Genomic DNA, 17,091 nt, shown 5'->3' with positions numbered 1-17,091 from the left:
ATTTCAGACCGTCGTGGTGACCACGTGCTCGCCCTGCACGGTCTTGATCTCCACCGACTTCACCTGGTCCGGTGGCACCAGTACGCCGCCACCGAAGCGGCTGCCGTCGTGCGCAGCCTTGTCCGAGATGAGCCAGCTGCCGGCAGTCCACGTCTTCCCGGCCTTGTCGGTCACGAGCATCACGCACTCGTCACCGGGCTTCAGACCGGTGATCTGGACCTTGATCCAGGCCCAGCCCTCCCGGGGCTCCACCGTGGTCGTCATCGTTGCACCGGTCGTCGCATCTGCCGCCGTGACCACCTTCGAGCCCGGAACGGGCGCATCGGCCTGGTCCACGGTCTGCCGACCGATCAGTACGCCGCCACCCAGCACACCTGCCACCACGACCACCGCGGCCGCGGCCAGGAGCCATGGCTTCCACCTGCGCTGGCGAACCGGAGTCTCGCGCACCTCGCGGAGCGTGCGCTGCAACAACAGGTCGCCGTCGTCGGGCGGCCCGTCCAGGAACGCCTCCGGCGGCACCTCGCCGAGGAACTCCTTCATCTCCTCGAGCTCGGCCAGCTCGGCGCGGCACTCGGCACAGGTGGCCAGGTGCTCGTCCACCTCACGGCTCTCGACGGGATCCAACGCACCCAACGCGTAGGCACCCAGTTGCGAGTAGTCATGCTCGCTCATGAGGTCACCTCCGGACGGGCCAGCACCGCGCGCAGAGCTCGGAGGGCGTAATACGTTCTCGATTTCACGGTACCCGGCGGCACTCCGAGCTCTTTGGCCGCCTCGGCTACCGAGCGGTCCCGGTAGTACAGCTCGACCAGCACCTCGCGATGCTCGGGTGACACCTGATCCAGGGCACCCAGCACCGCCATGGTGTTCACCACCGACTCAGAGTGATCCCGCTCGACCGGAGGCCGGTCGACCACGTCTGCCACCTCGACAGGTCGCGCTGCCCGCGCCCTGGCCCGGTCGGTGACGATATTGCGCGCCACCGTCAGCAGCCAGCCGCGCACCGAGCCTTTGGACTGGTCCAGGTCGTCTGCGTGCTTCCACGCCCGGACCAGCGTCTCCTGTACGACGTCCTCCGCCGCGGCCCGGTCGCCGGTCAGTCGGGTCGCGTACGCGAGCACGCTGCGACCGTGCTCGGCGTACAGGGCGCGGACGAACGTCTCGGCCGCGTCCGGACCCTGGTTGGCACTCACCGTCGGAACGATAGCGGGTACCCAGGCCGGGTAGTACTCAGTAGCCGGAGTTGCCATCGTTCGAGGGCTGGGTGGTGATCTTCTTGCCGTCCGGTCCGACGACCCACCAGACTCCGCCAACAGCCTGTCCCTTGGTCTCGCCGGCCTTGGAGTCACCCGCGAACAGGTAGACCGGCAGTCCTCCGACCGCCAACTGCTTGCTGCCGTCGGACCGGGTGATCGTCGACACCTCCACCCCGTCGAGCTTCGGAGTGCTGTCACCGGCCGCGACTGCCGGCCACTTCGCCAGACAGTCCCCCTCACAGTTGGACTTGCCCGCAGTGTCCTTGTCGAACACGTACACGGTCCGTCCGTTGCCATCGACAAGGATCTTGCCCAGTCCGCTGTCCGCGGTCTTCAACTGAGCTGCCGACGTACTGGTACTGGGGTTGCTCCCCGCACCGGCGTCGTCACCACAAGCGGTCAGCGCACCGAGCCCCAGCACGATTGCTCCCACCACACCGGCTACACGCATCATCAGGTCCTCCTCGGAATGTCCGTTGAACACCTGCCATACGTGGCGATCCAGCTAGTGGTTCAATCACGTTATGAGCCAAGAGATCCCAGCCGCGGTCCAGCGTGCGCTCACCGCGATCGACAAGCAGGACAACGACGCGTTCGTGGCAGCCTTCGCCGACGACGGGTACGTCGACGACTGGGGCCGCCAGTTCCGCGGCCACGACCAGATCCGGTCCTGGAGCGACAACGAGCTGATCGGCAAGCGGGCGACGTTCACCGACACGCAGGTCTCCACGCCAGGCAATCCGATCACCCTGGTGACGCAGGTCGGCGGTGACGGGTTCAACGGCCCGTCCCACTTCACCTTCGACGTTCAGGGCGATCAGCTTGCCTCGATGACCATCACGGCCTGAGCAGTACCTTGCCGGACCGGCCCGGCTGCCGTGAGTGCTGCACTGCCTTGGCGAACTCCGCCACGGGGTAGGTCGCCGCGACCCGCGCCCGCAGTACACCGTCCACGGTCAGCTGGGCCAATTCGCCGTACGTCTGCTCGATCTCACTACGCGGCGCCTGCTCCAGCCAGTTGGGGATCCAGAGTCCCCGCAGCTGTAGCTGCCGGTAGATGTGGTCGCCAAGGCCGACTGCCGGCGTTTGGCCAGTCACGGACGAGTAGCTGACCACTGTGCCGCCGAATGCGGCCCACTGGGCCAGAGCGCCAACTGTCGAGTCCCCTGCTCCGTCGAGTACCAGCTCGAACCGGTCCGTCCCCAGTGCGGATCGGATGCGCCCGCTGAGGTCCTCACCGTCGACCAGGACCACGTCGGACTCCAGTCCCTCCGCGGCTTCGGGTCGCCGTACGATGCTGAGTGTCTTGAGGCCCGCGTGCTTCGCCAGCGCGGTGACGTACTGCCCGACGGCGGAGTTGCCCAGGTTCTGGCCGATCCAGTCGCCTGGCTTCAGATCCACGAACTTGGTCAGGGCGAGGTGGGCCGTCAACGGGTTGGTGCCGACCATCGCCAGCTGCAGCGGATCGCCACCGTCCGGGATCGGTACGACGTTCGCCGCCTTCACCACGACCTGGTCGGCCCAGGTGCCCTGCTCGTAGTTCGGCAGGATCAGGACGCGGCGTCCGTTCAGGGCCGGGTCGACGGCGCTGCCCACCTGGGTCACCCAGCCGATCCCCTCGGTGCCGACGTCGAACGGCACCCGCACCTGGTAGCCGTAGTTGCCAGAGGCAAGCATCGAGTCGACCGGGTTGATCGTGGCCGCCTCGACAGCGACCAGTACGTCGTCCGGCCCGACCGGGTCGGTGGCGGCTTCGAGCACGGAGTTGTCGAGCAGCTCGCCCAGTGCCTTCAGTACTACCTTCATCGCGCTGCTCCTGTCGTGAGAACCATCCGGAATCGGGCCGCGCCGGACATCATCCGGGCGTAGGCCTCCGCGGCCTGCTCGAGCGGGACCCGCTCGACCATCGGCCGCACGTCGTGCGCGAGGGCGAACGCGAGGTTCTCCTCGTTCTCGCTCGGGATGCCGGTGAGCGACCCCTCGATCGACCGGCCGCCGAAGATCAGCGCGCCGGTCGTGACCTCGATCGGGTCGGCGGCCGCACCGAGCACGATCAACTTGCCGCGCAGGCCGAGCCCCTCGACCAGCGGTGACATCGAGGCACCGCTGGCCGCGGTCGCGACGATCACCTGGGCGCCGCCGAGCTCCTGCAGCGCCTTGCCCGGATCGACCGCCGAGCTGTCGATGTAGTCGGTCGCGCCGAGTTTGAGCGCCAGTTCGCGCTTGTCCACACCGCGGGCGATCGCAACCACGCGCAGACCGAGCTTGGCGGCGTACTGGATCGCGAGGTGCCCGAGGCCACCGATGCCCTGGACGGCGACCAGGCCACCCGGGCCGGCCGCACCCTTGCGCAGGCCGTTGAACACGGTGATGCCGGCACACAGCAGCGGCGCCGCCTCCGCGGCATCCCACTCATCCGGTACGGCGACCAGTCCGCTCGCCGGTGCGGTGAGGTACTCGGCGTACCCGCCGTCGATGGTGTCGCCGGTGACGGGCTGATTGGTGCAGAACACGAAGTCACCACCGCGGCAGCTTGCGCAGACACCGCAATGCCCACCCAGGAAGCCAACGCCGACGCGCTGTCCGACGGTCCAGGTCTCCACCCCGGTACCGACCGCGTCGATCCACCCGACCACCTCGTGGCCCGGGACGATCGCCGTACCGGCTGGGCGGCTGCTGTTCAGGTTGTGCACACCCAGAACGTCGCTGTGACAGACACCGCAGGCCTCGACCCGGATCCGGACCTGGCCGGCGCCGGGGGCGGACAGTTCGCGCTCGACCTGCGTGAAGGCACCGTCGAGCGCCTCGATCGCGCGATAGGTAGTCATGGTTCTCCTCTAAGACGGTCGGTCATCTTGGAATCGTCAGCAGAAAGCCGCCCTCGCGACGAGGGCGGCTGAAAGTCAGGCCAGCAACGCGTCGAACGTGACCGCGAAGAAGATCTCGAAGGCCTCGGCGGACTTGTCCGCCCGGGCCCGGAGCAACGTGCCCTCCCAGGCGCTGGTCAGGTAATAGGCAGTCTGCCGCGGATCGAGCGACGCCCGAATCGTCCCGTCGGCCTGGCCCTGCGCGATCACCTGGGTGAGCAGATCCGCCCAGTGCTCCCAACTGTCCTTCACGCGCTTGCGCAACGGCTCACTGTGGTCGACGACCTCGGCCCCGAAGTTCCCGTACATGCACCCCTTGGTGAACTCCGGCAACTCGTCCCGCAGGAACTCGAAGTGCCGGCGCATCCGCTCCACCGGCGGCACCGACCGATCGGCCAGATCCCCCATCCGCCGCGTCTCGCCGTACCGCTCCAGCGCCACCTCGGCCAGCGCTTCCTTGCTCTCGAAGTGGTTGTAGAACGACCCCTTCGGCACCCCCGCCCGGTCGGTGATGTCCTTCACCGCCGCCGCATTGAACCCCCGCTCCAGGAACAACTGCACCCCGGACTCGAGGATCTCTTCCCGCATACTCCGCCTGGCCATGCCTCCAATATGACCGGTCGTCTCAGAAATTGCAAGACAGTCGGACGCCGGCCCATTTCGAGTACGCCTGAATGCGTTGTGCGGGCGCGATGAGGTGTGCCTGAATGTCCGCCAACAGCTATCGAGAGGGAGCAGATGACTGTACGCAGAACGGTCCGCCGGTTGACCAGGCTGGCGGTGGTCGCGGCGATGGCCGCAGTGACCGGGGTGCTGCCGGCCTCCGCGAAGTCCTCCGCGGAGGACTTCGCGTTCCTCTACCTCAACCAAGGCAGCGGCAACGGCTGCCTCGACCTGGGCAGCTACGCCAGCGGCTCGCCGGTCTTCTTGGCTCGTTGCAACGGGACTTTACTGAGCCAGAAATGGACTCTGCTGGACAACGGTCTGCTCCGGAACAAGGGAGCCGGCAACGGATGTCTGGACCTGACCTCGTATCAGAACGGTGGGCAGGCGGTGCTGACTCCCTGCGATGATGGGCGTCTCAGTCAGCAGTGGGTCGAGGAGCAGCTCCCGGGCGGCCCGATCGTGATGCTGCGCAGTGTCGGCAGCGGCGATGGCTGCCTCCAGTTCGCCGCGTACACCGCCGGTACGCCGGCCACCTTGACCCGCTGCGCCGAAGACGACCCGCACCAGACGTGGGAAGTGATGTGGTTGGGCTAGTGACCGGAGCCGGCTAGACCGGCTCGGGTTCTCTGATGCGTTGGGAGATGACGGCGGAGACGCCGTCGCCGCGCATGGTGACGCCGTAGAGGGCGTCGGCGACCTCCATGGTGCGCTTCTGGTGGGTGATGACCAGGAGCTGGCTGTTCTCGCGGAGCTCTTCGTAGATCTCCAGGAGGCGGCCGAGGTTGGTGTCGTCGAGGGCGGCCTCGACCTCGTCCAGGATGTAGAAGGGCGAGGGGCGGGCCTTGAAGAGGGCGACCAGGAAGGCGACCGCGACCAGGGAGCGCTCACCACCGGACAGCAGCGAGAGGCGCTTGACCTTCTTGCCGGGTGGGCGGGCCTCGACGTCGATACCGGTGGCCAGCATGTCGTCGGGGTCGGTGAGGATCAGGCGGCCTTCGCCACCGGGGAAGAGCCGGCTGAAGACGTGCTGGAAGGCGATCTCGACGTCACGGTAGGCCTCGGTGAAGACCTGCTCGACGCGGTCGTCGACCTCCTTGACGATGTCCATCAGGTCGCGGCGGGACTTGCGCAGGTCCTCGAGCTGCTCGGACAGGAAGCGGTGCCGCTCCTCCATCGCGTCGAACTCCTCGAGCGCGAGCGGGTTGATCCGGCCCAGCTGGTTCAGCGAGCGCTCGGCGGACTTGAGCCGCTTCTCGACCTTGGCCCGGTCGAACGGCTCTCCCTCGAGCTCCAGCGTGTTGTCGTCGCCGTCCTTGGGCAGCGGCGGCACCAACTGGTCGGGACCGTACTCCGCGACGAGTGCCTCGACCGCAATTCCCAGCTCACCGAGCGCCTTCTCGTACAGCTGCTCGAGCCGCATCTTCTGCTCGGCCCGGGCCAGCGCGTCGCGGTGGACGGTGTTGGTCAGCTGCTCCAGCTCGGAGCTCAGGTTGCGGGTGGCGGAACGAGCTTGCGAGAGCGCCTGCTCCCGGTCGGCCCGCTGGGCCTGGATCGCGGAGCGCTCGGTCGCCGCCAGCTGCAGCGAGGTCTCCAACCGGGCCAGCACGTGGCCGGTCGCCAGGTGGACAGCCTGCGCGGCCTCGGACTGGCGAGCCCGGCGGGCAGCACGGGCGACCGCACGGGCGCGCGCCTCGCGCTCCTGCCGAGCTGCACGCTCCAGCTGGTCGGCCCGGCCGGACAGCGCCCGGGCCCGCTCTTCGGTGGTGCGCAGCGCGAGCCGCGCCTCCATCTCGGCGGCACGCCCGGCCTTGGCGGCCTCGGAGAGCTGGTCGCGGGTCGACGTGTCGGGCTCGTCACCTTCGTCGTCGAACATCTCCGCGTCGTTCAGCCGCTCTTCGAGCTCGGCCAGACCGGACAGGTTCTTGTCGCGCTCCGCCTCGGCCGCGGCGATCGCCTCGGCCATCCGCTGCGCCTCGCCACGGGAAGCCTTGGCCAGCGACCCGAAGTGCGCGAGCTGCTCGGCCACCGCCGCCATCGCCGCATCCGACTCGTGCAGCCGGGCCAGCGTGATCTCGACGGACTCCTTCTGCCGGGCCCGCTCGTCCTCCATCCCGGACAGCTCGAACCGCAACCGCTCGCTGCGCGCCGTGGCCTCGATCAGCTTCTCCGCGGCCTCGTCGACCGCCGACTGCACCTCGATCAGGCTCGGGGCCGCGTCAGATCCGCCGTACGCGAAGTGTGCACCCAGTACGTCGCCCGCCCGCGTCGCGCAGGTGACGTCGGGGAGATTGCGTACCAGCGACTGAGCCGCCGGTACGTCGTCCACGATCGCGACCTTGCGGAGCAGCCGGCGCAGTGCGGGGCGCAGGTTCTGCGGGCACTCGACGACGTCGACGGCGTACAGGGCGCCGTACGGCAGGGTTGGCCAGCTGGAGTAGTCGTCAGCCGGAGCGTCGCCCAGCAGCATCCCGGCGCGGCCGAGGTCGTGCTCCTTCAGGTGACCGACCGCGGCCAGGGCAGCGTCCGCATGGGTGATGGCGACCGCGTCGGCGGCCTCGCCGAGAGCGGCCGCGATGGCCGTCTCGTACCCGGAGCGCACGCTCAGCAGCGCCGCGACCGAACCCATCAGGCCGTTGACCTGCTCGGAGGCGGCCAGCAGGGCGCCGGCGCCGTCCTTGCGGTTCAGACCGAGCTCCAGCGCCTCCTTGCGGGCGCTCAGACCGGTCCGCTCACGCTCGGCGTCCCGCTCCTCGGCGCGCAGCTTGGCCAGCCGCTCGTCCAGCTCGTCGAGAACCGACTGGGCTGCCTCGTACTGATCGTCGAGGCCGCGCTCGCCGGCATCCAGACCGGCGACCTGGGTCTCCAGCGCGGTGAAGTCGTGCTGTGCCTTGGCCGCCCGGGCCTCGGCCTCGTTCATGTTCGTGGCGAGCCGGCCGATCTCGGACTCGGCGGCGGCCGCGCGGCTCTTCAGCGCGTTCACCTGACCGGTCAGCCGGGCCAGGCCCTCACGCCGGTCGGAGGCGGCCCGGATCAGCGCGGAGATCCGGCGCTCCTCCTCGGCCTCCTGGTTCTCCAGCACCTGACGGCGCTCGACAGCCTCGGCCAGCAGCTCGGAGTGTGCCTCGACCTCGGCCTCGATCTGCGCCTCGGTCTCGCGCACCCGGGCCGCCTCGAGCTCGAGCTCCTCGGGATCCCGCCCGGAGCGCGGGCCGTCGTCGGCCTCGTCGTTCAGCGAGCGGATCCGGTCGGCGGCGATCCGGGCGGTGCCCTTGATCTTCTCGCCGAACCCGGACAGCTGGTACCAGGTGTCCTGTGCGGCCTGCAGCGCCGGCGCGTCCTCGCGGAGCGCCTCCTCGAGCTCGGCCTCCAGGTCGCGCGCCTCGCGCAACTTGGCCTCGATCTCGGTCCGGCGTTCCGTCATCCGGGCCTCGTCGGCCAGCTCGGCCTCGAGGGCGGACTGGGCCTGGACGATGTCGTCGGCGAGCAGCCGGGCCCGGCCGTCGCGGACCTCGGCCTGGATCGTCACCGCCCGGCGCGCCACCTCCGCCTGGCGCCCGAGCGGCTTCAGCTGGCGGCGGATCTCCTGGATCAGGTCACCGAGGCGGTGCAGGTTGCCCTCGGTGGCCTCCAGCTTCCGGATCGCCTTTTCCTTGCGCTTGCGGTGCTTGAGCACCCCGGCGGCCTCCTCGACGAAGCCGCGGCGGCCCTCCGGGGTCGCGCGCAGGATCGAGTCGAGCTGGCCCTGGCCGACGATGACGTGCATCTCGCGGCCGATGCCGGAGTCGCTGAGCAGCTCCTGGACGTCCAGCAACCGGCAGCTCTGGCCGTTGATCTGGTAGTCCGAGCCGCCGTTGCGGAACATCGTCCGGCTGATCGTGACCTCGGCGTACTCGATCGGGAGCGCGCCGTCGGTGTTGTCGATGGTCAGCACCACCTCGGCGCGGCCCAGCGGCGAGCGGCCGGAGGTGCCGGCGAAGATGACGTCCTCCATCTTGCCGCCGCGCAGCGACTTGGCGCCCTGCTCACCCATCACCCAGGCGAGGGCGTCGACGACATTGGACTTCCCCGAGCCGTTCGGGCCGACGATGCAGGTGATCCCCGGTTCGAAGTTCATCGTCGTGGCCGACGCGAACGACTTGAAGCCTCGGAGCGTCATGCTCTTCAGATACAAAGCGATGCTCTCCAACCCGTGAAAGGACAGACGATACCGAAGGAACCGTCGCAACTCGTAACGCTGTCGCTACCCGGGGAAGTAGTTCCGCCGCCCAGTCTACAAAGGGCCGGACACGAAACCGTGGAGGCCTACCGGTCGGAGCGGCAGGCAGATGAGTGTGGGAGCACAACATTTCAGGACAGGCGCGAGCGGCGGGGCCCGGACGGGGGCCACCGCCGTCTTCATGCCATTGCTTCGACGTGCGGTTGTTTCAGGTGCGACGCGGAGGCCGCGACCAGGGTCGTCAGACCGTGGCAGGAGTGCGCAGAGCCTCGTCGACTGTCAGCAGCCGGCCCTCGTGGACCTGTGCGACGAGATGGTCGTTCTCTGCCTGCAGGCGCATCACGTGCGCCTCCAGATCGGCGACACGCCGGTTGAGCAGACGAACCTGCTCAAGCATGCGCGGGTCAGTGCCTCCAAGATGCCCTAAAAGAGCCTTGGCCATTGTGCTGTCCTCCGGAAGGGTTCTGGCCGGGTGTGCGCACCCCTGCTCAGATCGCGATGGGGAACGCTGAAAATGTGTACCGTCTTTCAGGGTGACACCCGTAACGCGGGCGGTCAACCTGGGCCACACTTATTAACAATACCTCGCTCACCAGCGGACGAGCCGCGGAACCGGCTGGCATCTCGGACAGCGGTACGACGAGCGGTTCATGAAGGGCTCCCGGCGGATCGGGCGGCCGTCCCGGGGGCACGGTGAACCCTCCTGACCGTAGACGTTCAGGCCGCGTTCGAAATAGCCCGATTCCCCGTTCACGTTGACATACAGGGCGTCGAAGCTGGTCCCGCCGACGTCCAGTGCCTCGGCCATCACCTCATGGGCATGCCGGAGAATCTCCCTTGCCTGCAAGGGTTTCAGCGAATCCGTGGCCCGCGCGTAGTGCAGTTTCGCGCGCCACAACGCCTCGTCGGCATAGATGTTGCCGATCCCGCTGACCACGGTCTGGTCCAGTAACGCCCGCTTCAGACCGGTCTTGCGGCGCCGGAGCGCGGCCGCCGCGGCCTCGGCGTCGAACAGGGGATCGAACGGGTCCCGAGCGATGTGGGCGATCTCGGCGGGCAGCTCGGCGCCGCCCTCGGAGTAGGACAGACCACCGAACATCCGCTGGTCCACAAACCGGACCTCTCCGCCGTCGTCGGCGAAGCGGATCCGGACCCGCAGATGGGCTTCGTCCGGCGCGCCGACCGGCTGGACCCGGAACTGGCCGCTCATTCCGAGATGGGTGAGGACCGCGTCACCCGAGGTGAGCGGCAGCCAGAGGTACTTCCCGCGCCGGGCCGGCTCCGCGAACACCTGCCCCTTGAGCCGGGCGACGAAATCGTCCGGTCCCGCGAGATGCCGGCGTACCGGCCGTGGGTGCAGGACCTCGACCGCATCGATCGTCCGGCCGGTGGTGAAGTCCGCCAGCCCGCGGCGGACCACCTCTACCTCTGGGAGCTCAGGCACTCGCAGATACTACGGCTGCTGAGAAGGATCCGTGCTGTCGGGATGCGCGGCGCGCAGGGCCTTCCAGGCGGTCTCGGCGGCCTGCTGCTCGGCTTCCTTCTTGCTCCGGCCGATGCCGTGACCGTAGGTGTCGGCCCCGATCCGGACCCGGGCCTCGAACGTCTTGGCATGGTCGGGACCGGACTCGGCGATCACGTACTCCGGGACGCCGACGCCGAGCTGGGCGACCAGCTCCTGCAGTGACGTCTTCCAGTCCAGGCCGGCACCGAGCCGGGCCGAGGACTCCATCAGGTCGTCGAACAGCCGGTGCACCACCAGGCCCGCGGTCTCGAACCCGCGGTCCAGGTAGACGGCACCGATCAGCGCCTCGACGCAGTCGGCCAGGATCGACGACTTGTCCCGGCCGCCGGTGGCTTCCTCCCCGCGGCCGAGCCGCAGGTACTTGCCCAGTTTGAGTTCACGCGCGACCCCCGCGAGGGCCCGCATGTTGACCACGGCGGCGCGCAGCTTGGCCAGCCGTCCCTCGGAGAGGTCCGGATGGTTGCGGAACAGCGACTCCGTGACGATGACCCCGAGCACGGAGTCCCCGAGGAACTCCAGCCGCTCGTTCGTCGGCAACCCACCGTTCTCGTAGGCGAACGAGCGGTGGGTGAAGGCGTGCTCCAGCAAATTGTCAGCCAGCGCTACGCCGAGCCGTTCGTTCAGCTCGGCGTAGAGCCCCCCATGCGCCGGGTCCGGCCCGGCGTCGACTGATGAATTCACTGATAGGTGCCGTTTAGCTCTCGACGACCTGGCGACGCTCGCCCTTCGCGCCGTACTGGCCGCAGGTGGGGCAAACGGTGTGCTGCAGGTGCTTGGCGCGGCAGGCGGGGTTCACGCAGGTCACCAGCGCCGGCGCAGTGGTCTTCCACTGAGCCCGGCGGTTGCGGGTGTTGCTGCGCGACATCTTCCGCTTCGGAACGGCCACGGTTATGACTCCTCGGTTCGGCCGGGGGCTGGTTGACCCGGCCGGCTGGTGTGCGTGTGTTCGATGTTCAGTTGTTCACTTGTCTTGCTGGTCGTTCTGGAGCAGTCCGCCCAGCGCGGCCCATCGTGGGTCGCTCCGGTCCTCGTGCTGGTGACCGGGCTCCTCGACCAGGCGCACCCCACACTCGGGGCACAGTCCCGGACAGTCGTCCGTGCACAGCGGCTGGAACGGCAGCGCAAGCACCACCTGGTCCCGCAGCGCCGGCTCGAGGTCGATCAGATCGCCCTCCATCCGGCTGGCCTCGTCCGGCTCGGCCTCGCTCTCCGGGTAGACGTACAGCTCCTGGACGTCAGCGAGGAACTCGTCCTCGATATCGACCAGGCACCGCGCGCACTCCCCAACCAGCCGGCCAGTGGCCGATCCGGTGACGAGAACCCCTTCGACAACCGACTCCAGCCGTAGATCGAACTGGATCTGGTCGCCTTCGGGGACGCCGATCACGTCGATCCCGAGATCTGCCGGTGCTGCGGCCGTGAAGGAGACTTCGCGCTGGGACCCGGCGCGGCGTGACAGCTCGTGCGTGTCGATCACGAGTGGGGACCGCGGATCCAAGACGCTCAGGACATCCCTTTCAGGCGTGGGCAGGCATAAATCTCGGTCTCAGCGAGACCGGTAGACCACATTATCAACTACCCGGCCCGACACCCAATTCGGGGCCTATCGGTGTTTTGCCAGTAACCGTGCGTGAACACTGGGCGTCACGAACGAGGATACGTCACCGCCGAGCTTGCCGATCTCCTTGACCCAGCTCGAGGAGATGAAGCCGTGCTCGGGCGCGCTCGGCAGGAAGACCGTGTCGACCCCGGTCATCCGGCGGTTCAGGTGGGCCATCTGGAGCTCGTAGTCGTAGTCGGCCGCGGTCCGCAGGCCCTTCACGATCACGCTCGCACCCTGCTCGGTGCAGAAGTCGACGAGCAGGCCGTCGAAGGTGGCGATCCGGACGTTCGGGAACGGTTCGGCGAGCTCGGTCAGCATCTCGACCCGCTCGGCGTCGCTGAACAGCCGCTTCTTGGACTGGTTCACCCCGGCCGCGACGATCAGCTCCTCGAAAGCGCCGGCCGCGCGGGTGACGACGTCCAGGTGGCCGATCGTGGGCGGGTCGAACGAGCCCGGAAACACAGCCTTAGCCATGCCGGTGACCGTACCAAAGACGCGCCTCGCCGTACTTGCGGTCGCGCAGCCCGGCGAACCCCTCCGGCCACTCCCACGGCTCCCGCTTCCCCCGCTCGACGACCACGAAGGCATCCGGTGCGAGCCAGCCGTTCGCAGCCAGAGCGACCAGCACGTCCTGCAGCTCGACGGTGTCCAGCTTGTACGGCGGGTCGGCATACAGCAGGTCGAATACGGCCAGGGGCTCCCCTGCGGCGAGCTTCTCCACCGGCCGGGTCAGCACCGTGACCCCGGGCAGCCCGACGACCTTGATGTTCGCCGTGATCACCTCGGCCGCCTTCCGGTCCGACTCGACCAGCACGACCTTGGCCGCGCCGCGCGACAGCGCCTCCAACCCGATCGCCCCGGACCCGGCGTACAGATCGAGCACGTTGACTCCGTCGAAGCTGCTGAACTCCGCCTCCAGCGACGAGAACAACGCCTCCCGCGTCCGGTCCGTCGTCGGCCGCGTCCCGTCCCCAGCCGGTACGGCGATCCGCCTGCCACCCGCCACGCCCCCGATAACCCGTGTCATGTTTTCTCCAGGTACTCGGTGGATTCGGACTCCAGTGCGCTCTGCACGAAGGAGCGGAGGGCGGGGTACTCGGCGAGCTCGGGGTCGACCGAGATCAGGGACTGCGCCACGTGGCGGGCGGTGAAGATGAGCTCTTCGTCCCGCAGCACGCTCAGCAGCTTCAGGCTGCTCCGCTTGCCGGACTGCGCCACCCCCAGCACGTCGCCCTCGCGACGCGTCTCCAGATCGATCCGGGACAGCTCGAACCCGTCCGTCGTCGAGGCCACCGCGGCCAGCCGCCCGTACGACTTCGTCCCGTCCCACAGGTCGGTGACCAGCAGGCACAATCCGGGCACCTTGCCCCGGCCGACCCGGCCGCGCAGCTGGTGCAGCTGCGAGATGCCGAACCGGTCCGCGTCCATGATCACCATCGTCGAGGCGTTCGGTACGTCGACGCCGACCTCGATCACCGTGGTCGCGATCAGTACGTCGACCTCGCCGGCCGCGAACCGGGTCATCACCGCGTCCTTCTCGTCGGCCGGCAACCGGCCGTGCAGGATCTCCACGCGGAGGTCGTGCAGGATCTCGCCGAGCGCCTCGGAGACCTGCATGACCGAGATCGGGGGCCGGGCCTGCTTCTTGCCGTCACCTTCGTCGTCCCCGGCCGCCAGGTCGCCTTCCTCGTCGGCCGCGTTCTTCACGTCGTCGCCGATCCGCGGACAGACGACGTACGCCTGGTGGCCCTTGCCGACCTCCTCGCGGACCCGCGCCCAGGCCCGCTCCAGCCACTCCGGCTTCTGCTTGGCCGGCACGACGGAGGACTGGATCGGCGAGCGCCCGGCCGGGAGCTCGGTCAGCGTCGAGACCGCGAGGTCGCCGAACACGGTCATCGCGACCGTCCGCGGGATCGGGGTCGCCGTCATCACCAGCACGTGCGGGGTGTTCTCCCCCGATTTCGCGCTCAGCGCGGCCCGCTGCTCAACGCCGAACCGGTGCTGTTCGTCGACCACGACGAGCCCGAGATCGGCGAACTGCACCTTGTCCTCGAGCAACGCGTGCGTCCCGACCACGATCCCGGCGGCGCCACTCGCAGCGTCCAGCATCGCCGTACGGCGGGCTGCCGCGTTCAGCGAACCGGTCAGCAGCCCGACCTTGGTGGCGTGGTCCGCACCGCCGAGCATGCCCTGCTCGGCCAGGTCACCGAGCATCTTGATCAGCGTCTTGTGGTGCTGGGTGGCGAGCACCTCGGTCGGTGCCAGCAGCACCGCCTGACCGCCGTTGTCGACCACCGACAGCATCGCCCGCAGCGCCACCACGGTCTTGCCGGAACCGACCTCACCCTGCAGCAACCGGTGCATCGGATGCGGCCGCTCCAGATCGGCGAAGATCTCCTCGCCCACCTCGGCCTGGCCGTCGGTGAGCGAGAACGGCAGCCGCTTGTCGAACTCGTCGAGCAAGCCACCGGCCGTCCGCGGCCGGGCGACGGCCTTCAGCGCATCGGTGACCGCGCGGCGCTGCGCCAGGATCGTCTGCATCACCAGCGCCTCCTCGAACCGGAACCGGTTCTGGGCGTCGCTGATGTCCTTCTCGGTCTCCGGCAGATGCACCTTCTGCAGCGCCTCGACCAGGCCGAGGAGCTTCTCCTTGCGCCGGATCAGCTCCGGCACCGGATCCTCGAGATCCTCGCTGAGGTTGTCCAGGACGATCTTGATGCTGCGCTCGATCGTTGCGGTCGGCAACTTCGCGGTCGCCGGGTAGAGCGGGCGGAACGGCCGGGCCCGGCGTTCGATCTCGGCCTCGGTGAGGTCCTCGTCGTCGAGGATCTCGGTGCCCGGGCCCTTGAGCTGCATGATGTCGCGGAACATCGTCACCTCGCCCCAGAACAGCGCCGCCGTACCGGGGGTCAGCTTGGTGGCCAGCCAGGGCTGGTTGAAGAACGCCAGCTCCAGGTCGTGCCGGCCGTCGGTGACCACGACCTTGGTCAGCGTCTTGCGCCGGGTCCACTTCTGGACGTCGGTGAGCGGGATCTCGGCCTTGGTGTCGAGGGAGCGGACGGTGACCTTCTTGACCCGGCCGTTGACCGTTGCCTGGTCACCGACCTCGAGCTCGTCGAAGGGTGTCAGCTCACCCTTCTTCAGGTACCGCCGCGGGTAGTGGCGCAGCAGCTCGCCGACGGTCTCGATCTCGAGCACGTCCGCGAAAGTCTTGGCCGTCTTGGCTCCGACGAAGTCGCGGAGTTTGCGGTCCATGTCAGTCTTCATTCGACCCCGATCAGCAACGGGTACCTGTCCTGCCCTCCGTCGTACACCACGACATCGACATCTTTGCGGTGCCGTCGCACGTGCCGCTCGATCGCGGCGGCCAGTTCGGGGTCCGCGTCGCGTCCGGTGACGATGGTCAGCAGCTCGCCACCACCGCCCAGCAGCCGATCGACGACAGCGATCGCGGCCTCGGTCAGGTCATCGGTGATGAGGGCGAAATCTCCGTCGACCACGCCTAGTGCGTCGCCCACCCGGCACCGGCCTGCCATCGTGTAGGCGTCCTTCACCGCGATCGTGACAGCGCCGTGGCGCGTCTGCCCGGCCGCCGCGGACTGGTGGACGACGTCATCGTCGAAGCTGGCTCCAGCGTCGTGTACGGCGATCGCCGCCAGGCCCTGGACCTGAGCCCGGGTGGGGATCACGGCGACCCGGATTCCGTCCTGCCGGGCCGCCGTCGCAGCGGCCTCGGCGACGGCGATGGAGTCCTTGTCGTTCGGCAGCAGCACGATCTCCATTGCCTTGGACTTCTCGATCGCGGTGAGCAGTTCGCCGGTCGAACACCGCCGGCCAGGTCCACCGACCACGACCTTGGCACCGGACTCGGCGAACAGCGCGGCCAGCCCTTCACCGGCAGCGACCGCGATCACGGCCCGGCCGGGCGGCGGCTCGTGGTGTGGCTGGTCGGCGAAGTGGGTGACCCGGATGCGGTGCGGGCGACCGATGGCGATCCCGAGCTCGATCGCGGCACCGACGTCGTCGGCATGCACGTGGACGTTCCAGAGACCGTCTCCGCCGACTACGACGACCGAGTCACCCAGGGCTGCCAGCTGACGCCGGAAGTCCGCGACAGCCTCGTCAGCGGCGTCCAGCAGGTACATCACCTCGTACGCCGGCCCTTCGGGGTCGAGGTCGCCCGCAACCTCCTGCGGTTCGACCCGGGCCGGTACGTCGATCGTCACGGTCCGACCGGTGAGCACGGACTCCATCGCCCCCAGGATCACGACCAGCCCCGCTCCCCCGGCGTCGACCACCCCGGCCCGCCGGAGCACGTCGAGCTGCTCGGTCGTCCTGGTGAGCGCCAGCCGCGCGGACGCGACCGCGGCCAGACACACTTCGGCCAGGCTCTTCCCGTCGTTCGCCGCACTCATCGCCCCGTTGGCGGCCGCGCGGGCGACGGTGAGCATGGTCCCCTCGACCGGTTCCGCGACCGCGCCGTACGCGGCATCAGCGGCGTACGTGAGAGCGTCGGCCAGAGCGGCCGCCTCACTCATCCGTGGATCAGCCAGTACGCCGTCCGTGTCGCGCTCCGGCGGCAGATTCTCGGCCAGCCGCATCCCGCACGCCCGGACAAGCTGCGACGTGATCACACCCGAGTTACCCCGCGCCCCCAGCAACGCCCCGCGCCCGAACGCCTGCACAGCCTCCGCGAACGTCAGCTCCCCCTCAGGCAGCGCCTCACAAGCCGCCTCCCAGGTCAGGTACAGGTTCGTCCCCGTATCCCCGTCCGGAACCGGGTACACGTTCAGCTCGTCGATCCCGCTCCGGGCCCGCCCCAGCTCCACCAACGCGGTCCGAGCCCACGCACGCAACACCGCGACCGTCAGTTCCTCCACGCCCGGAAGGTTAATGCCTCCCACCCCACCCCGCCGTACCCGAGGACGGAGCGGCGCTAACGACAGGAGGTGTGT

The 17,091-nt window shown here is 68.8% G+C and carries 18 protein-coding genes; 2 read left to right on the top strand and 16 right to left on the bottom strand.

Features of this window, described 5'->3' with window-relative positions; translation table 11 throughout:
- Positions 1 to 3: 3 nt before the first annotated feature.
- From ACFCV3_RS30175 to ACFCV3_RS30165, 3 genes are read right to left on the bottom strand one after another with little or no spacing between them, the layout of a single operon-like run.
- Positions 4 to 675 carry an anti-sigma factor family protein gene (locus ACFCV3_RS30175; RefSeq protein WP_376035547.1) on the bottom strand — a complete coding sequence of 224 codons (672 nt, stop codon included), beginning with the start codon at positions 673 to 675 and terminating at the stop codon, positions 4 to 6.
- On the bottom strand, positions 672 to 1,196 hold the full coding sequence (locus ACFCV3_RS30170; protein WP_376035545.1) for a sigma-70 family RNA polymerase sigma factor: 525 nt from the start codon (positions 1,194 to 1,196) through the stop codon (positions 672 to 674). The genes ACFCV3_RS30175 and ACFCV3_RS30170 overlap by 4 nt, the downstream gene beginning before the upstream one ends.
- Positions 1,197 to 1,233: 37 nt before the next feature.
- On the bottom strand, positions 1,234 to 1,713 hold the full coding sequence (locus ACFCV3_RS30165) for a hypothetical protein (protein ID WP_376035543.1): 480 nt from the start codon (positions 1,711 to 1,713) through the stop codon (positions 1,234 to 1,236).
- 70 nt (positions 1,714 to 1,783) lie between these two features.
- On the opposite strand from ACFCV3_RS30165, the gene ACFCV3_RS30160 reads away from it, so the two are divergent.
- On the top strand, positions 1,784 to 2,107 hold the full coding sequence (locus ACFCV3_RS30160; RefSeq protein ID WP_376035541.1) for a nuclear transport factor 2 family protein: 324 nt from the start codon (positions 1,784 to 1,786) through the stop codon (positions 2,105 to 2,107).
- Here the strand turns inward: ACFCV3_RS30160 and ACFCV3_RS30155 are convergent.
- From ACFCV3_RS30155 to ACFCV3_RS30145, 3 genes are all read right to left on the bottom strand, one after another.
- Positions 2,097 to 3,065, bottom strand: a complete 969-nt coding sequence (locus ACFCV3_RS30155) for a zinc-dependent alcohol dehydrogenase family protein (RefSeq protein ID WP_376035539.1) — start codon at positions 3,063 to 3,065, stop codon at positions 2,097 to 2,099. The two genes, ACFCV3_RS30160 and ACFCV3_RS30155, sit on opposite strands and share 11 nt — an antisense overlap.
- Positions 3,062 to 4,087: an alcohol dehydrogenase gene (locus ACFCV3_RS30150; RefSeq protein ID WP_376035537.1), complete on the bottom strand. Its 1,026-nt coding sequence runs from the start codon at positions 4,085 to 4,087 to the stop codon at positions 3,062 to 3,064. The genes ACFCV3_RS30155 and ACFCV3_RS30150 overlap by 4 nt, the downstream gene beginning before the upstream one ends.
- A 75-nt stretch (positions 4,088 to 4,162) precedes the next feature.
- Entirely contained in the window at positions 4,163 to 4,729 is a 567-nt protein-coding gene (locus ACFCV3_RS30145; RefSeq protein ID WP_376035536.1) for a TetR/AcrR family transcriptional regulator, read from the bottom strand.
- A 135-nt stretch (positions 4,730 to 4,864) separates the two neighbouring features.
- Between ACFCV3_RS30145 and ACFCV3_RS30140 the strand changes: the two genes are divergently transcribed.
- Positions 4,865 to 5,386, top strand: a complete 522-nt coding sequence (locus ACFCV3_RS30140; RefSeq protein ID WP_376035534.1) for an RICIN domain-containing protein — start codon at positions 4,865 to 4,867, stop codon at positions 5,384 to 5,386.
- Between the two features lie 13 nt (positions 5,387 to 5,399).
- Here the strand turns inward: ACFCV3_RS30140 and smc are convergent, their stop codons facing one another.
- From smc to ACFCV3_RS30090, 10 genes are all read right to left on the bottom strand, one after another.
- A complete protein-coding gene (gene smc / locus ACFCV3_RS30135) occupies positions 5,400 to 8,948 on the bottom strand; it encodes a chromosome segregation protein SMC (RefSeq protein WP_376035532.1) in 3,549 nt (1,182 codons plus the stop codon).
- 301 nt (positions 8,949 to 9,249) lie between these two features.
- The gene (locus ACFCV3_RS30130; RefSeq protein ID WP_238176310.1) at positions 9,250 to 9,405 is read right to left on the bottom strand and encodes a hypothetical protein; all 156 of its coding nucleotides are present in this window, start codon (positions 9,403 to 9,405) and stop codon (positions 9,250 to 9,252) included.
- Between the two features lie 192 nt (positions 9,406 to 9,597).
- The gene (gene mutM, locus ACFCV3_RS30125) at positions 9,598 to 10,452 is read right to left on the bottom strand and encodes a bifunctional DNA-formamidopyrimidine glycosylase/DNA-(apurinic or apyrimidinic site) lyase (RefSeq protein ID WP_376035530.1); all 855 of its coding nucleotides are present in this window, start codon (positions 10,450 to 10,452) and stop codon (positions 9,598 to 9,600) included.
- Positions 10,453 to 10,461: 9 nt separating this feature from the next.
- Complete coding sequence (gene rnc, locus ACFCV3_RS30120; RefSeq protein WP_238176311.1) at positions 10,462 to 11,214, bottom strand: ribonuclease III; 753 nt, start codon at positions 11,212 to 11,214, stop codon at positions 10,462 to 10,464.
- Positions 11,215 to 11,227: 13 nt separating this feature from the next.
- Positions 11,228 to 11,419: a 50S ribosomal protein L32 gene (gene rpmF, locus ACFCV3_RS30115; protein ID WP_132408468.1), complete on the bottom strand. Its 192-nt coding sequence runs from the start codon at positions 11,417 to 11,419 to the stop codon at positions 11,228 to 11,230.
- Positions 11,420 to 11,494: 75 nt separating this feature from the next.
- Entirely contained in the window at positions 11,495 to 12,010 is a 516-nt protein-coding gene (locus ACFCV3_RS30110; RefSeq protein ID WP_376035527.1) for a DUF177 domain-containing protein, read from the bottom strand.
- A 126-nt stretch (positions 12,011 to 12,136) separates the two neighbouring features.
- A complete protein-coding gene (coaD, locus tag ACFCV3_RS30105) occupies positions 12,137 to 12,610 on the bottom strand; it encodes a pantetheine-phosphate adenylyltransferase (RefSeq protein WP_376035525.1) in 474 nt (157 codons plus the stop codon).
- Complete coding sequence (rsmD, locus tag ACFCV3_RS30100; RefSeq protein WP_376035523.1) at positions 12,603 to 13,163, bottom strand: 16S rRNA (guanine(966)-N(2))-methyltransferase RsmD; 561 nt, start codon at positions 13,161 to 13,163, stop codon at positions 12,603 to 12,605. Before rsmD ends, coaD begins: the two co-directional genes overlap by 8 nt.
- Entirely contained in the window at positions 13,160 to 15,403 is a 2,244-nt protein-coding gene (gene recG / locus ACFCV3_RS30095; protein ID WP_376035521.1) for an ATP-dependent DNA helicase RecG, read from the bottom strand. The genes rsmD and recG overlap by 4 nt, the downstream gene beginning before the upstream one ends.
- Positions 15,400 to 17,016 (bottom strand): DAK2 domain-containing protein, encoded by a 1,617-nt coding sequence (locus tag ACFCV3_RS30090; protein WP_376035519.1) that lies wholly within the window; start codon positions 17,014 to 17,016, stop codon positions 15,400 to 15,402. Before ACFCV3_RS30090 ends, recG begins: the two co-directional genes overlap by 4 nt.
- Between the last annotated feature and the right edge of the window lie 75 nt (positions 17,017 to 17,091).

It is taken from the genome of Kribbella sp. NPDC056345 (genome assembly GCF_042262745.1).
In the GTDB taxonomy this organism is placed as follows: Bacteria; Actinomycetota; Actinomycetes; order Propionibacteriales; family Kribbellaceae; genus Kribbella.
This window is presented reverse-complemented; position numbering and strand designations above follow the sequence as displayed.

What these genes read in the sequence shown, in the direction of transcription:
- ACFCV3_RS30165 (WP_376035543.1), bottom strand. Translation starts at nt 1,713, where the DNA reads ATGATGCGTGTAGCCGGTGTGGTGGGAGCAATCGTGCTGGGGCTCGGT.
- ACFCV3_RS30145 (WP_376035536.1), bottom strand. Translation starts at nt 4,729, where the DNA reads ATGGCCAGGCGGAGTATGCGGGAAGAGATCCTCGAGTCCGGGGTGCAG.
- coaD (WP_376035525.1), bottom strand. Translation starts at nt 12,610, where the DNA reads ATGGCTAAGGCTGTGTTTCCGGGCTCGTTCGACCCGCCCACGATCGGC.
- ACFCV3_RS30160 (WP_376035541.1), top strand. Translation starts at nt 1,784, where the DNA reads ATGAGCCAAGAGATCCCAGCCGCGGTCCAGCGTGCGCTCACCGCGATC.
- ACFCV3_RS30175 (WP_376035547.1), bottom strand. Translation starts at nt 675, where the DNA reads ATGAGCGAGCATGACTACTCGCAACTGGGTGCCTACGCGTTGGGTGCG.
- recG (WP_376035521.1), bottom strand. Translation starts at nt 15,403, where the DNA reads ATGAAGACTGACATGGACCGCAAACTCCGCGACTTCGTCGGAGCCAAG.
- ACFCV3_RS30155 (WP_376035539.1), bottom strand. Translation starts at nt 3,065, where the DNA reads ATGAAGGTAGTACTGAAGGCACTGGGCGAGCTGCTCGACAACTCCGTG.
- ACFCV3_RS30150 (WP_376035537.1), bottom strand. Translation starts at nt 4,087, where the DNA reads ATGACTACCTATCGCGCGATCGAGGCGCTCGACGGTGCCTTCACGCAG.
- rsmD (WP_376035523.1), bottom strand. Translation starts at nt 13,163, where the DNA reads ATGACACGGGTTATCGGGGGCGTGGCGGGTGGCAGGCGGATCGCCGTA.
- ACFCV3_RS30140 (WP_376035534.1), top strand. Translation starts at nt 4,865, where the DNA reads ATGACTGTACGCAGAACGGTCCGCCGGTTGACCAGGCTGGCGGTGGTC.
- smc (WP_376035532.1), bottom strand. Translation starts at nt 8,948, where the DNA reads ATGACGCTCCGAGGCTTCAAGTCGTTCGCGTCGGCCACGACGATGAAC.
- ACFCV3_RS30130 (WP_238176310.1), bottom strand. Translation starts at nt 9,405, where the DNA reads ATGCTTGAGCAGGTTCGTCTGCTCAACCGGCGTGTCGCCGATCTGGAG.